Source organism: Alkalibaculum bacchi, assembly GCF_003317055.1.
GTDB lineage: Bacteria > Bacillota > Clostridia > Eubacteriales > Alkalibacteraceae > Alkalibaculum > Alkalibaculum bacchi.
In genome coordinates this window covers 1-13,218 of record NZ_QNRX01000031.1, presented here as the reverse complement: position 1 = coordinate 13,218, position 13,218 = coordinate 1, and the positions used below count along the sequence as shown (strand labels likewise).

Sequence of the window (13,218 nt, the reverse complement as noted above, 5' to 3'; positions counted from 1 at the left end):
GCTTATAATTTAAAAAGAGTAATAAATATAATAGGAACTGAGAAGTTAACAGAGTACTTCAAGGCTCGTATTTTATTACTCTTTTTAAGTATCACCGAAAACAAACAAAAATGGGTTCAAAATGTGATATTATCGTGTTCAAGCGTGGCATAAAAAGTGTATTTTCACACATTCTGCCGTCCCCCCCAGAAGTTCCCATAAATGTTACTTAAAAATAAATTGAAAATTAGAGAGGTTGCGTGGTCAAATGAAAGCAATTGCAATAAACGGAAGTCCAAGAAGAGGCTGGAATACAGAAAAATTGTTGAAAGAAGCGTTGAGAGGCGCAGAATCAGTTGGCGCAGAAACGAAATTAGTGCAGTTATATGATTTGAATTATACAGGTTGCAGAAGCTGCTTTGCTTGCAAAAGGCAGGGAGCAGAATCGTATCATTGTGCGTTTAAGGATGGTTTGACCCCTGTATTAGAGGAAATCTTCAATGCAGATGTGTTGTTTTTAGGTTCACCAATTTATTTTGGTGATATAACAGGTCAGATGGTTAGCTTTATTGAGAGACTTGGCTTTCCGCTTCTTTCCTATGATGACTACACAAAACGGCTATTTGATGGAAAAATCAATGCTGCATTATTCCTTACTATGAATGCTCCAGAAGCATTCTATAAAAGCAATATGGAACAATCACTTAAAAACAGAGCTGAAATTCTTCAACGGCTTGGCGTAACTGTCGAAGTATATGCTGCTTGTGATACATACCAGTTTAGCGATTATTCAAAATATCATTCTGGTATGCTTGATGAGGTCCATAAAAGAAAAGTAAGAGAAGAACAGTTCCCAAAGGATATGGAAGCTGCATACGAGATTGGTCGCAAACTGACTTCGTTTGAATAACAAATTCTGATTTTCCTTGAATCTGTAATTACAGGAGGTATTGTTATTTATAAGGAGTGGACAATATGAGTGATGTTAATGAACTATTAGAAGAGGCAATTAATGAAATAGATAAGCTTAATGACGGTGAAGTATTTCTTGTTAAGGACTTGTTTAAGGGCTATGTGTGGAATAGGATACCGAGAAAAGGCAGGCTTCTGTTGGGGGACGCTGTTTCATAATTGGGTGAATAAGACAGATGGTAATCTCAAAGCAATTGAAGAGACATCATCCAACTAGCAGAGATATGAAAAATCAACCATTGAAAATCAATAAAGGGTGGGGATAATGATGCCAAACAATGCATATGAAAATTTAAGAAACCACCATAAACCAGATAACGTTGAAGTTCTGTTTGTTGGTGAATCAAGACCTCAAGGTGGAACATTTTTTTATCAAGGTGATTCCGCACTTTATAGAGAAACAAAAAAAGCATTTGATGAGTTTTTTAAAGAAGATATATTTACTGTTAATAGGTTCAAGAATTGGAATTGTTGGCTATATGATATCTCTGAAAATCCAGTAAACGGCTTAGGTGATCATGAAAGAAAAGCTGAAATACACCTCAACATACCAAAACTAATTGATACTATTGAGACCTTAAATCCTAAAACGATTATTGTATGTAAAAAGAAATTCGTAGAACCTGAGATAAGGAATTCCAGTATTATGGATAATTATTGTGAAAGTGAAAGCATATTTTTTCTTCCTTTTCCTGGACAAGGAAATCAAAGAAAGTATAGAGAGAGTCTTGTAAAAGCGTTGGGAGGGATTTCATTTTGCTTAGATTAAAGGCTTTGGTACAAGATTTCTTTAAATCGGTTACAAAGCAAAATATTGATATATGCAATGAGTTTAGCCTTCAACACGAGCTTGGCATTTTCTTAAGGGAGGCTTTGCCTACATATAAAGTGTAATTCGAAAGAAACGTATCTTATTTTACCAGCGGCAATAAAACAATTAAGAAAGAAATTGATATAGCGGTATTTTAAGAGGGTAAAGCTGAAAAGTATGCCATGGGGAGACCCGCAAGGAACGTGGGATTTTGGGTCAAGTTTTTGTGCCACGTCAGGCTAAAAGACTCACCTGAGAAGGAGGATTGCTTAGGGGTGGGATGTTTTGAGCTGAATACCTTAAAATAAAAGAAAACGAAATTTCTGCTTGAAGTTTCATTCTTAATGTGGTTAATTTGCAAACGAGAGTGAATCGGCCCTTGAGAATCTAAAAATCTGACTTGAAAAGTCCCGTCCCTCACAAACCTAAAACAAAATCATATACGTAAGTAGTTAAAAAACCTTCTAAGTTTAGAAGGTTTTTTAACTATGTTTTTCTTTTGCTGAGAAAGTTTTTCTTTTCCCATCTATTTAAAGGATAGGGGCACACCTAGACCCTAAAGAAAATCCTAACTCTAGTGACTAATGACTAGCAGCTAGATTCTCGTCAATTTGCACTAATTATCGTTATTTCTTTGTCATAATGAATATAGTAAAGAATTCTAAGGGATGTTATGATTTTATCAAAGGGAAGTAATAATAAAATAAGGAATGGAGTGTGTAGAATGAATTTTGAATCAACTTTTAAACCAATGTGTATAGGCAAAATGCTCGTTAAAAACAGATTAGTTGTACCGGCAATGGATTCGGCTATGTGTGAAGAAGATGGTACTATTGAAAAAATGGCTTGCGATTACTACGGAGCAAGAGCTAAAGGTGGATTTGGTATAGTCATTACAGAAATTGCAGCAGTAGACGAGAGAGCATCTGGAATGCCTGGCGAGCCAAGATTGTATTCTGATGAGTATATTCCAGGTCTTACAAAGCTAGCAAATGCAATACATACTGGTGGTGCAAAAGCAATTGTGCAATTACACCATGCGGGACGAGAAACTACTAGGGCAATGATTGGCCAAACGCCAACAGCGCCATCATCGATTCCTTCTGTTGTATATCGTGAACATGTTAATGAATATACTACGGAGCAAGTATACGAATTAATTGACTCATATATACAAGCATCTGTTCGATGTAAAAAGGCAGGCTTTGATGGAATTGAGTTCCACAGTGCTCACGGGTATATGGGATTGCAATTTATGAGTCCAAGAACAAATAAGCGAATTGATGAATTTGGTGGAGGAATTTCAGGAAGGTCTTATTTCCATAAATTAATTATTGAAGGTATTCGAAGAGAATGTGGCGAAGACTTTGCTATCATCGTAAGAATGGATTCCATTGAAGGAAGGGCAGGAGGATTAGAGGAAGAAGAATCTATTGTATTTGCTCGAATGTTAGAATCTTATGGTGTAGATGCGTTAAATATTTCTGCTGGCACTTATGCTTCTTGGGATGTAATTGTTCCTCCAACAGCTTGGCAACAAGGCTGGAACTGGCGTATTTGCAGAAGAATAAAAGAATCCGTCAATATACCAGTATTATTAGCAGGAAGATTTTCTGATCCATATGTTATAGAGCAAGCGATTGAGCGTGGAGACACGGACTTTGTATGCTTAGGACGTCAATCTATTGCAGATCCAGAGTTTCCTAATAAAATGGCTGGTGGAAATATAGAAGATATCGTACCTTGCGTAGGCTGTACTCAAAGATGTATGTCCTTTAATGATCACGATTCATTGCAAGAAGGAGATTGGGGAGTTTCTTGTATATTCAATCCTATGAGCAACAATCGTAAAGAGGTTCAATACGGCCCTGCGGAAGAACCTAAAAAAGTTATGGTGATAGGTGCGGGTGTTGCAGGTATGGAAGCAGCTTGGATTGCAGCTGAAAGGGGTCATAATGTAACTTTATACGAGAAAAATGAAGAAAATAAAACAGGCGGTCAATTCTTAATCGCTTCTTATCCTCCATATAAACAAGAATTAACTCGACCTATAAAATATTTTAAGCGTATGTGTGAAAAACATGGTGTTAAAATGGTTTACAATATGGCAGTAGATACCGCCTTTATTCAAAAGGAAAAACCAGATGTCTTAATTGTAGCCACGGGTGCAAAACCATTTAAATTAAATATTCCAGGAAATGATGCTGAAAATGTATTCCAAGCTAACGATGTATTAGTAGGAAATAAAATTCTTGCAAATAGTGCCTTAGTTATCGGTGGTGGAATGGTAGGTGTTGAAACAGCAGAGTTCTGTAAAGATTACTGTGAAAGAGTCGCTGTAGTTGAAATGCAAGAAGACATTGCTATGGATCTATACATGACCGTTCGAGATGATCTTATTAAAAGATTAAAGAAAGAAGACGTTGAAATTTACACAAATACTAAAGTTTCACGTATAGAAGGCAATACTGTATATGCAGAGCAAGATGGTAAAGAAATTGCATTAGAGGGATTCGACCATATTATTTTTGCTGTAGGCTCTAAATCAGAAGCTCAATTTGAAAATGTAGAGAGTTTGGCAAAAGAAGTCTATGTAATAGGTGATGCTAAAAAAGCAAGAAGTGCTTTACAAGCTATATTTGAAGGCGCTAGAGTAGGAATGTCTATTTAGCTATTAGCAATCAGCGGCTAAGGTAGGGTATTTCTTTGGGGTGAGGATTCTTGGCCGCGTTTTAAGGAAGACTTGAAAAAATACTAGAGTCAAATGCAAGAATTCTCTATGGATAATAGCAAAAGGATTACCTCCGTTAAGGGGTAGTCCTTTTCGGCTTATTTAAGTTATTTTTATATACGTTGACCCATAAAACTGACTATAGAACACTGATTGGAGATGGATAAAGTTTTTCTAGTAAGCACACATTTCTATACTGATTAAAAGATGCAAAAGAGTTTGGTAGTCTTTTAAATCAATTTGAAACAGTTCTTCGATTCTACTAAGTCGATAATTTAAAGTATTTCTGTGAATGTGCAGTTCTTCTGCTGATTCGTTCTTTTGAAATAGATTTTTACAATAGACCTTAAGGGTTTCGTATAGTGTCATACCCTTTTCCTCATCATATGCTTTGATCTCTTTTAAAACTGGATGAATAAAACATCTATATTCTTCATTTTGGCTTAGTTGCAAAAATAAAGGGTAGGGAGCAATGTTTTCGTAGTAGTATAGAGAAGTGTGAAAATCACCATTTACTACTTCATCTCTGTACCGAAATAAAGCTGTCAATCTGGCCTGAGTGTAATAATCACAAAGAGCGTACAAATCTTTGATAGGATAAACGGCACCACATAAAATCTTGTACTGAAAGAGATACTCTGAAATCTTTTCTGCTGTATTTTTTAAATTACAGTGGCTAGATTTATTAGTCAAAAGAATGACCAAATCATCTTTATATACAATAGGGATGGATTCAGGGTATTGGTTTAAACAATAGTTTATAGCAACAGAAGAAAAAGCCTGTTGTGATTTGCTTTGATCTAACGGAGCCACTAAAAGGAGTGAATCTTCTAGATTCATCTTCGACAATTGGGCAATAGAACGTTCTTTTACTGGATTTAATGAATGTCGATCTAATAAATCCTGTAAGAATTTTGACCTAACAGAAGGAGTTTGTCTTGTTAGATTGATTTTGATTCGCAAAGTGCTCGTTAGAAAGGACGTTGCTTCTAAATGCCATGGCTCAAATTTTTTATCCTTTAAGAATATGGCAATATGGCCGATGATTTTTACCTCATCGTACACCTCAGCAAAAATTCGAGGGCATTTTTCTACAAGGCCTTCATCTTCAAAAAAAGGCTCATATCTTGTGCCAGGTTGCCTTAAATAGGCCTCATGATATGCAGCAATAGTCTCCTCAGGTAAAACACCTTCCTCAAATAAAGTATCATAGACAAAATCTTCAATCTTTTTTGTTGGATACATAGATATTAACTCATATTTATTATCTGTAAAAACCACAGGTGCCTCAAAAATTTCGCTTGCACAGCGAATTAAAGGGAGAAAACCAGGTTTATCCATATTTACATGAAATTGTTTATAAATTTCTAACAAATTCTTTTGATAATCCAATAGAAAACTCCTTTGCTATATGATATAACAATTTTATCATATTTAAATAAAAGGTAGTACCTTTTCAATGGTAGGTATTTTTAATGTTTGTGAGGGACGGTTCAGGTCAAGCTTTTAGATTCTTAAGTGTAGATCCACTCTCATTTGCAAATTAACCACATTAAGGATGAGACTTTAAGTAGAAGTTTTGTCTTATTTTATTTTAAGGTATTAGACTTAAAGCATTCTATCCCCTAAGCGATTTCCCCTTACAATGTAAACTTTTGTCTGAAGTGGATAAGAACTTGACCCAAAAATTCACGTCCCTAATGGGTCACGTCCCTAATGGGTCATAAGGAATAGGAGATGTTTTTTATAGGTCTACAATATTCTGTAAAATTTCTCGATAGCGTTTTGTGGCAAGTTCGCTCGTCTTGCCTTTTTTACAGAAATTGAGTTTTGCAAGTTTAGGTACAACTCTTTCGACGAGGATTTCTTCATTAACCATTTTTAATTCCAGTGCCTTTAATGCTTCGAGAAAATGGCTATCCTTTTTTGCTCTATCATAGAATGACAAAACATACACATAGTAAAACAAATTGTAACTTCGGAATGGATATTCAATCTGCATAAATAATGTACCTATTCCATAATGGCAAGGACTGATAGGTTTGCGGATAATCCAATGCTCTAAGAGAAAATCAACAGCTTTATTCAATCGTGCGTCATTGTTAAAATCTAGAGAATAGCGAAACAAATCCAACACCACTAAAGTGGTATATGGCGTTGAATATTTTGTTTCTTTACCCCTCCCAAAGCTGTACTTGTTACATTTCCAACCGCCGTCCTCCTGCTGTGTATTAAGGAAATACGCAAAGGACTTTTTTACTCTATCATCATCAAAATAGCACATGTGACACAAAACATTTACAGCTAAAGCAGTATGGCATGGATAAATTCCGCCTGTGGAAGAAATTTTAATTCTTCCGTCCTCTTTCCAATTACTAAAAATGAGTTCAGCAACATTCTTCATCAATTCATCATCAGATGGTACACCTAATTCCAGTAAATATAATACGCTCTCTAAGGTGGTGTAGGGTGCGCCTTTCAGTAATTTATGGTCGGCGGTAGTCCAATAGTCTTCGCCATTATCATACCTGTACGATAAGATTGTTTCCACATCAGAAGCATATTTCTGCTCAATGCCCATATTGTTCACCCCAATACTCATTTTGATAGCTTTAGTATAATCATTTATTACCGTACCCCTTCAGCATTTCATCTCGCTGATCGTGGATAAGAAATGTTTCCATGCCTGCTTTTATAAAGGCATCTATGGTTTTCTGGATTTTCTTCCAGTCATTGCAATGGTTGCGTAGCGTTATTTTATTAATAGTTAGACAGCCATTCATTTGAAAATAAAAGACAGCTTCCGCTTCCTCAAAGGTGAGAAGGCTATGAGACATTAGCCAGGTTACATAGTTTTTTTATATAAATCAGCTATTTTTTCAATGATTTTTGGTGATATGGCATCATCTAAAAAGAGAACCTGGTATTGATCATTACTATGTATTTTGTCACAGAAAGGATAAGAACAGTTGGAAGTGCTTTTTTAGGGCATATCACATGATCTACAATATCTGTAGTGTTATATGTCATTTTAGTCAAAATGTCATCCAGTACATCCATATCATAATAGTGAAGATAAAAGGTTCCCCGATTAATTTCAGCTAATCTGGATACTTCTGTTACTGTAATTCTAAGAAAATTTTTTTCTTTAACAACTTTAGAAGAGTTTCTTTAATTGTCTGGCGGGTGTATTCTGAGCGTCAGTCTTTTTTCTGTGTTTTTCCTTTCATAACATGTCCTCCAAAATCAACAGTTTTTTATATATGTTTAGAAACCGTACAGATTTAAAACATTGTCGGTTGTTAATTCTTAATAAAGATTATATTCTTTTTATAAAGATAATCAACACGTTGTTCAATATTCTGAAGAAAAGTATTTATAAGGTGTAAAGAAAAATAGAAAATGGAGGAAATAAATATGGGACATGTAATTGCAGTAGCAGGAAAAGGTGGGGTGGGTAAAACAACTTTATGCGGCCTACTGATACAATATTTGTGTGAAAGTGGTAAAAAGCCGATATTGGCAGTAGATGCGGATGCCAACTCCAACTTAAATGAAGTTCTTGGCGTAGAGGCAGAAGTAACATTAGGAGAAGTGAGGGAAGAAATTGAAAGAGCGGGGTGGATCAGTTTCCAGTAGGAGTGACGAAACAGGCTTACCTTGAGATGCGGCTTACCGAAGCCATTATCGAGGAGGATGATTATGACTTTATGGTGATGGAACGTACCCAGGGACAAGGATGTTACTGCTTTGTTAACGGTCTGGTAGAAAATCAGATTCAAAAATTACAGAGCCACTATCCTTATGTAGTAGTGGACAATGAAGCGGGTATGGAGCATATTAGCCGTGGACTTCTTCCGGTAATGGACACGTCAATTTTAGTAAGCGACTCCTCTAGAAGAGGGGTACAAGCAGCAGGTAGAATTGCCAGACTAATGGAAGAATTAAAGTTTAAACCAAAGCAGGTAGGTCTGATTATAAATCGGGCACCAGAAGTTTGCAAAGAAAGGAAAAGAAGTATTAATCATTGATTCTGATGAATCGAACTATGGCCTGCATCGTCATCTTGGAGTGGAAAATCCAAAGGACTTTATTAAATTTTTGGGAGGGAAAGAAAATGTATTATATGATATGATGACCTCTAACTTTTCCCGCCAATTCTTTAATGAGGCATGGAGAATAAAAAGTATTCCGGACGGATATTACACGGAAAAGGATGGTATTAAGCTGATGGTTAGTGGAAAAATCTGTAAAGAAAACGAAAGATGTTCCTGTGCTATGGGGACAGTTATTAAGCAGTTTGTGATGCATTTGGAGCTGGAAGAAAATCAGATAGCTATTCTCGACATGGAAGCAGGAATTGAACACTTTGGGTGAGGTATTGATATGAGGCTGATATAATTCTGATGGTATGTGACCCTTCCTATGAATCTTTACAGCTAGCAAAGAAAATTAAGGAGCTGGGTGAAAATATCCAAAAACCAGTTTATTACATTTTAAACAAGGTGCAGGAAAGTAATGAACAAATTCTTCGAGACGCAATAGACAATAGAGACCACATCCTTGCAGTTCTTCCTATGATGCGAGAATTAATGGAATTGGCACTGAAGGGAGAAAAGTTAGAAATAAATCTTGCAGAATTGGATAAGGTAACAGATAGGATTACAGGTGTTTTATAATACATATTTCATTACATTTTATCAATTGATTATTGTAATATATTAAGAACGATTACTATCGATTTTATATTAGATGAAAAAAGTTCATGGGTTTTGCTGCAAGATCAGGAAAGTTAGAGCAGCATTCTGGGATATCTCCTGTAGTAGATGCTGAAAAATGTATATCCTGTGGTATTTGTGTGAATAGCAGAAAAAATAGGGTTGGGAACAATGCAATACCAAGTTGTTGAGCTTGATAAGGCATAAAAAATTACGGCGATTTTGAGAAATCAAAGTCGCCGTCTTATTCTATTTTTTGCACTATTTACACAGAAAAACAACTTAAAGCGATTAAAAACAGTATATAATCAATGGGGAAGAAAAGGGCAAAAATTCTCTTGCGTTTTAATAAATCAGGCATTTCATAGGAGGGAAGTTTTCTAAATTAAGGATGATTTTTTTAGTGAATGATAGACAGACTTTGTTAGGATTCCTGCTCCAAGGGTGCCAACTATAGAAGTAAGAGCAGAAGAAAAAAGAGCAATTTGCCAAGGAAGGTGAACAACGGTAACTAGGCCCACAAAGACACAAAAGTTTCCGGTAGTAGTACAAGCCAATTGAGCTAAAAAATGATGGCTTAATTTTTCCATTGAAAGTTTATTTGCTACCAGTGAATATGCAATAGATGCAATAGTATTTGCAAAGAGAAAGAAAAATGCTATAGGCGTATAAGAAGTTACCATAGCTATTACGGCTTCAATTAATCCAGCAATGATACCAGCAGGTTGCTTATACATTAAGACGATAAGGCCTGTAAAAAAGGCCCAGCATGTTCCATTAAAAAGTAATAAAGTAGGATCTAATATTGCATCAATTCGTCCCGTTACTTGCATTACAATCAAGAATAAAATCCCCACCATGACGGAACCTACAAGTGCTTTTGTATCGGTTCTAAAAATACCGTTTGTTTTAACTGATTTTTCCATTAATAATTCCTCCTAAATATTTTTTATATAAAACTAGTTATCGTTGCCAGTTGTCTACTTAAGGGTTAGCAATCAAGAGTTACTTACTACTGTATTACCGTAGGCATGAATACCCTACCAATTAGATTTAATAAGACAACTGAAACCATTCCACCTATGAGAACTATATCAGTCTTCTTAATACATATATCATAAGAAAAAGTTCTGTTTTTACCTCGATCATAACCTCTTAATTCCATTGCTAGTGCAGTTTCTGTAGCACGTCTAACAGATCGAAATAAAAATGGAAGAAAGGTAGGAATGATGCTTCGAATCTTGTCGTACACACTTTCCATTTTGAGGCCTCTAGTGGTTTGGCTATCAATAATGGCCGTGTATTCGTTCCTCATAAGAGGAATGGAACGTGCGCAAAGACCTACAAGCATAGCATATCGATAGGGAATCTTAAATTTGATCAGCATTAAGGTAAAATCCATTGACGAAGCTGATGTAAAGAATTGCATGTTTGCAAAGACTATTATGCCAGCTTTAAGAAGTCCAGTTACTGTAAGAGAAATTGTTTGGCTATAAATCTTTATCAAACCCCACTCATATAGAAGAACTCCATCTCTGCAAAATAAGACTTGAAGGATGAGTAGTTGAACGCCCAAAAAAGGCATAAGTATCAGTAGAATCTTATATTGTTTCAGTGATTTTGTTAATACAAAAGACACGAGCATATTTGCTAAAAACACACATATCAACTGTAATGCCAATTGAAAACGGAGGGAAAAATAAATCATTACAATATACCAAGCAAGTTTTGTTCGGGGATCGAGTTTATCGATCAATCTTGTTTTCTGCTCATATGAAGCGGAGTATTCCATTATATTAAGTCTCCTTCCATGTAAGAGTATTAGTGAAATTCAAACCAATTTCTTTCATTTCTTTTAAGTGTCCAGGTAGTTCTGATATAGAAATATCTTTATAGATATGGGATTTGTTCATGGCAACAATGCGATTAGAAAAATTACTAGCCATAGTAAAGTCGTGTGTTATCAGAAGGACTGTACTACCATTCTTTGCAAATTCATATAGTTTTTCCATAATCATATACCCTTGGTTTTCATCAAGGCCTGATGTTGGCTCATCAGCTATAATAAATTCTGGATTACTGATTAAAATAGAGGATAACGCTAAAAGCTGACGTTGGCCACGACTTAAACGCTGTGGATGCATATCTTTATATTCAAGTAATCCAACGAAGTCTAATGATTCTTCCACCTTTTTATCAATTGCTTCTTTGGTTTCGCCTCTAAGTTTTAGAGAAAAGCTCACTTCTTCTTCTAAGCTACTTCCAAAAATCTGGTAGTCCGGATTTTGAAATAAGAATCCACAACGTTCCCGGATATTTTTAAGGTTCTCTTTCGTAAGAACTTGATTAAAAATGCGAATCTCGCCATGAGAAGGATTTAATAATCCGATTATTATCTTTGCTAAGGTAGATTTGCCAGACCCATTGAGGCCTACAACGGATAAAAAGTCACCCTTGTAAATTTCTAAATTGATGCTCTCACAACCCGTTGAGCTATTTTTATAATGAAAAGTTACATCTGTTAGCTTTAAGATGAGTTCCTTTTGATTGTTGGGTATTCTTTTAGATTTATTTTTCAGTTTTTGCATGATATATGCTTTTCGATTCTTTAAATACTCTTGTGGATTTTCTTCTCTAATAATTCGTCCGTTTTCCATAGTGAGTACTCGATTGGCATAAGATAAGACTTCTTCCATACAATCCATTACTAGAATAACAGTAAGATTTTGAGTTTTGTTTAAGTGTCCTAATAGTTTATAAAGCTTCGCCCGCCCTAATGGATCAAGTTCCGCTGTAGGCTGGTCAAGGATAAGGATAGGAGCTTCTAAGGCCAAAACACCTGCTAATACTACACGTTGCGCCTCCCCTCCAGAAAGTGACGTTGTCATTCTGTTTTCAAAATCTTTTAGACCTACAAAACTTAATATGGATTTTATTCTATTCTTGATTTCCTCAAGTGGAAGTTCTAAATTTTCAAGACCGAAAGCAACATCATCCCACACTTTAAGGCTAATGAGCTGATTTTGTGGTTCCTGCATCATGTATCCTACATAATCGGACATCTTATTCAAAGGAATATGTGCAATATCTTGATCCATAATCGTTATTTTTCCCGTTAATTGGGCTTGATGATAATGTGGGATTGCTCCTGTAATGGTATGCAGTAAAATAGATTTTCCAGATGCTACGCCGCCAGTAATTACGATAAAATCTCCCTGAGAAATATCAAAATAAATTTCTTGTAGTGCAGGTTTTTCTTCGTTAGGAAATGTTAAACTATCGACTTGTATTTGCACAATTGTTTTCATTTGAGCTCCTTTTGTTATAAAAATTTTTGAATAGGATATTTGGTTTTGAACAGAATTCTTTATCGTAGGTCATGTTTTTATTAAAAAAAAGTAAAGTTCTAGCTTATTAAGCTAGAACTTTACCATTGTTCGTCTCAACTATTTTGTAGGCAGGTCTCCTGACTTATGGACTCTTTTGTACGCCTTCCCAGTAAACCCAGTGGCATATATACATTTTCAACATCCAATCACAGTGGTGGGACCGTCCAGGATTACCTGGTTCCCTATTATCCCTTTCGGGCACCTTACAAAATAATAATTTATTCATTTATTTTAGTTTAAGATATCATTATTTAAATGTCAATATAAAATTTAAGAATAATAAATTTAGAATTTCTGTTAAAGAGTATCCAAAAATTGTTATAATTTATTTATAAAAGATGTTGACAAATTTATTAAATTATGAGTATAATGATGTCAAAATATATTATATGTAATTATTTAGGTGCCTCTATAGAGGATAATAGGGAAGCAGGTTTAATTCCTGCGCGGACCCACCACTGTAACCGAAGAGTAATTTGCTATATGCCACTGTTTCATTATGGGAAGGCGCAAATTTACAATGTGGTGATAGAATAAAAAACGGAGAAGTTAAACATGGTATGTTCTTGAATCTGATATAATAAATTCATCAGAGAGGAAGAAGGTACTTATGGGAAC

The 13,218-nt window shown here is 35.3% G+C and carries 15 protein-coding genes and 2 riboswitches; of the genes, 10 read left to right on the top strand and 5 right to left on the bottom strand.

Annotated elements, in window-relative coordinates:
- Positions 1-247 precede the first annotated feature (247 nt).
- From DES36_RS14340 to DES36_RS14320, 5 genes are all read left to right on the top strand, one after another.
- A complete protein-coding gene (locus DES36_RS14340) occupies positions 248-889 on the top strand; it encodes a flavodoxin family protein (RefSeq protein WP_113921891.1) in 642 nt (213 codons plus the stop codon).
- A 65-nt stretch (positions 890-954) separates the two neighbouring features.
- A complete protein-coding gene (locus DES36_RS14335) occupies positions 955-1,110 on the top strand; it encodes a DUF1413 domain-containing protein (protein ID WP_479722707.1) in 156 nt (51 codons plus the stop codon).
- 106 nt (positions 1,111-1,216) lie between these two features.
- Positions 1,217-1,720: a hypothetical protein gene (locus tag DES36_RS14330; RefSeq protein ID WP_113921890.1), complete on the top strand. Its 504-nt coding sequence runs from the start codon at positions 1,217-1,219 to the stop codon at positions 1,718-1,720.
- A complete protein-coding gene (locus DES36_RS15100; protein ID WP_187387088.1) occupies positions 1,708-1,845 on the top strand; it encodes a hypothetical protein in 138 nt (45 codons plus the stop codon). Before DES36_RS14330 ends, DES36_RS15100 begins: the two co-directional genes overlap by 13 nt.
- Positions 1,846-2,486: 641 nt before the next feature.
- Positions 2,487-4,433, top strand: coding sequence for an NAD(P)/FAD-dependent oxidoreductase (locus DES36_RS14320; RefSeq protein ID WP_170128341.1), 1,947 nt, complete (start codon positions 2,487-2,489; stop codon positions 4,431-4,433).
- A 234-nt stretch (positions 4,434-4,667) separates the two neighbouring features.
- Here DES36_RS14320 and DES36_RS14315 read toward each other — a convergent pair whose 3' ends face one another.
- Positions 4,668-5,885 carry a PucR family transcriptional regulator gene (locus DES36_RS14315; RefSeq protein WP_113921888.1) on the bottom strand — a complete coding sequence of 406 codons (1,218 nt, stop codon included), beginning with the start codon at positions 5,883-5,885 and terminating at the stop codon, positions 4,668-4,670.
- A 352-nt stretch (positions 5,886-6,237) separates the two neighbouring features.
- The gene (locus DES36_RS14310; RefSeq protein WP_341457150.1) at positions 6,238-7,095 is read right to left on the bottom strand and encodes a prenyltransferase/squalene oxidase repeat-containing protein; all 858 of its coding nucleotides are present in this window, start codon (positions 7,093-7,095) and stop codon (positions 6,238-6,240) included.
- An 800-nt stretch (positions 7,096-7,895) separates the two neighbouring features.
- On the opposite strand from DES36_RS14310, the gene DES36_RS15405 reads away from it, so the two are divergent.
- The 5 genes from DES36_RS15405 to DES36_RS14285 all read left to right on the top strand — a co-directional run bounded on the left by DES36_RS15405 (position 7,896) and on the right by DES36_RS14285 (position 9,402).
- Complete coding sequence (locus DES36_RS15405; protein WP_341457149.1) at positions 7,896-8,132, top strand: nucleotide-binding protein; 237 nt, start codon at positions 7,896-7,898, stop codon at positions 8,130-8,132.
- Entirely contained in the window at positions 8,114-8,524 is a 411-nt protein-coding gene (locus tag DES36_RS15400) for an ATP-binding protein (protein WP_341457148.1), read from the top strand. The genes DES36_RS15405 and DES36_RS15400 overlap by 19 nt, the downstream gene beginning before the upstream one ends.
- A gap of 40 nt (positions 8,525-8,564) precedes the next feature.
- Complete coding sequence (locus tag DES36_RS14295) at positions 8,565-8,870, top strand: ATP-binding protein (RefSeq protein ID WP_146953667.1); 306 nt, start codon at positions 8,565-8,567, stop codon at positions 8,868-8,870.
- Between the two features lie 29 nt (positions 8,871-8,899).
- The gene (locus DES36_RS15095) at positions 8,900-9,172 is read left to right on the top strand and encodes an ATP-binding protein (protein ID WP_113921885.1); all 273 of its coding nucleotides are present in this window, start codon (positions 8,900-8,902) and stop codon (positions 9,170-9,172) included.
- 86 nt (positions 9,173-9,258) lie between these two features.
- Positions 9,259-9,402, top strand: a complete 144-nt coding sequence (locus DES36_RS14285) for a 4Fe-4S binding protein (protein WP_242981787.1) — start codon at positions 9,259-9,261, stop codon at positions 9,400-9,402.
- Between the two features lie 189 nt (positions 9,403-9,591).
- On the opposite strand, the gene DES36_RS14280 is transcribed toward DES36_RS14285, so the two are convergent.
- The 3 genes from DES36_RS14280 to DES36_RS14270 all read right to left on the bottom strand — a co-directional run bounded on the left by DES36_RS14280 (position 9,592) and on the right by DES36_RS14270 (position 12,519).
- The gene (locus tag DES36_RS14280) at positions 9,592-10,137 is read right to left on the bottom strand and encodes a hypothetical protein (RefSeq protein ID WP_113921884.1); all 546 of its coding nucleotides are present in this window, start codon (positions 10,135-10,137) and stop codon (positions 9,592-9,594) included.
- A gap of 86 nt (positions 10,138-10,223) precedes the next feature.
- Entirely contained in the window at positions 10,224-11,003 is a 780-nt protein-coding gene (locus DES36_RS14275) for an energy-coupling factor transporter transmembrane component T family protein (RefSeq protein ID WP_113921883.1), read from the bottom strand.
- A 4-nt stretch (positions 11,004-11,007) separates the two neighbouring features.
- Positions 11,008-12,519 carry an ABC transporter ATP-binding protein gene (locus DES36_RS14270; protein WP_113921882.1) on the bottom strand — a complete coding sequence of 504 codons (1,512 nt, stop codon included), beginning with the start codon at positions 12,517-12,519 and terminating at the stop codon, positions 11,008-11,010.
- 131 nt (positions 12,520-12,650) lie between these two features.
- Positions 12,651-12,822, bottom strand: a riboswitch (cobalamin riboswitch).
- A gap of 162 nt (positions 12,823-12,984) precedes the next feature.
- A riboswitch (cobalamin riboswitch) is annotated at positions 12,985-13,218 on the top strand. This riboswitch is flagged as partial in the annotation.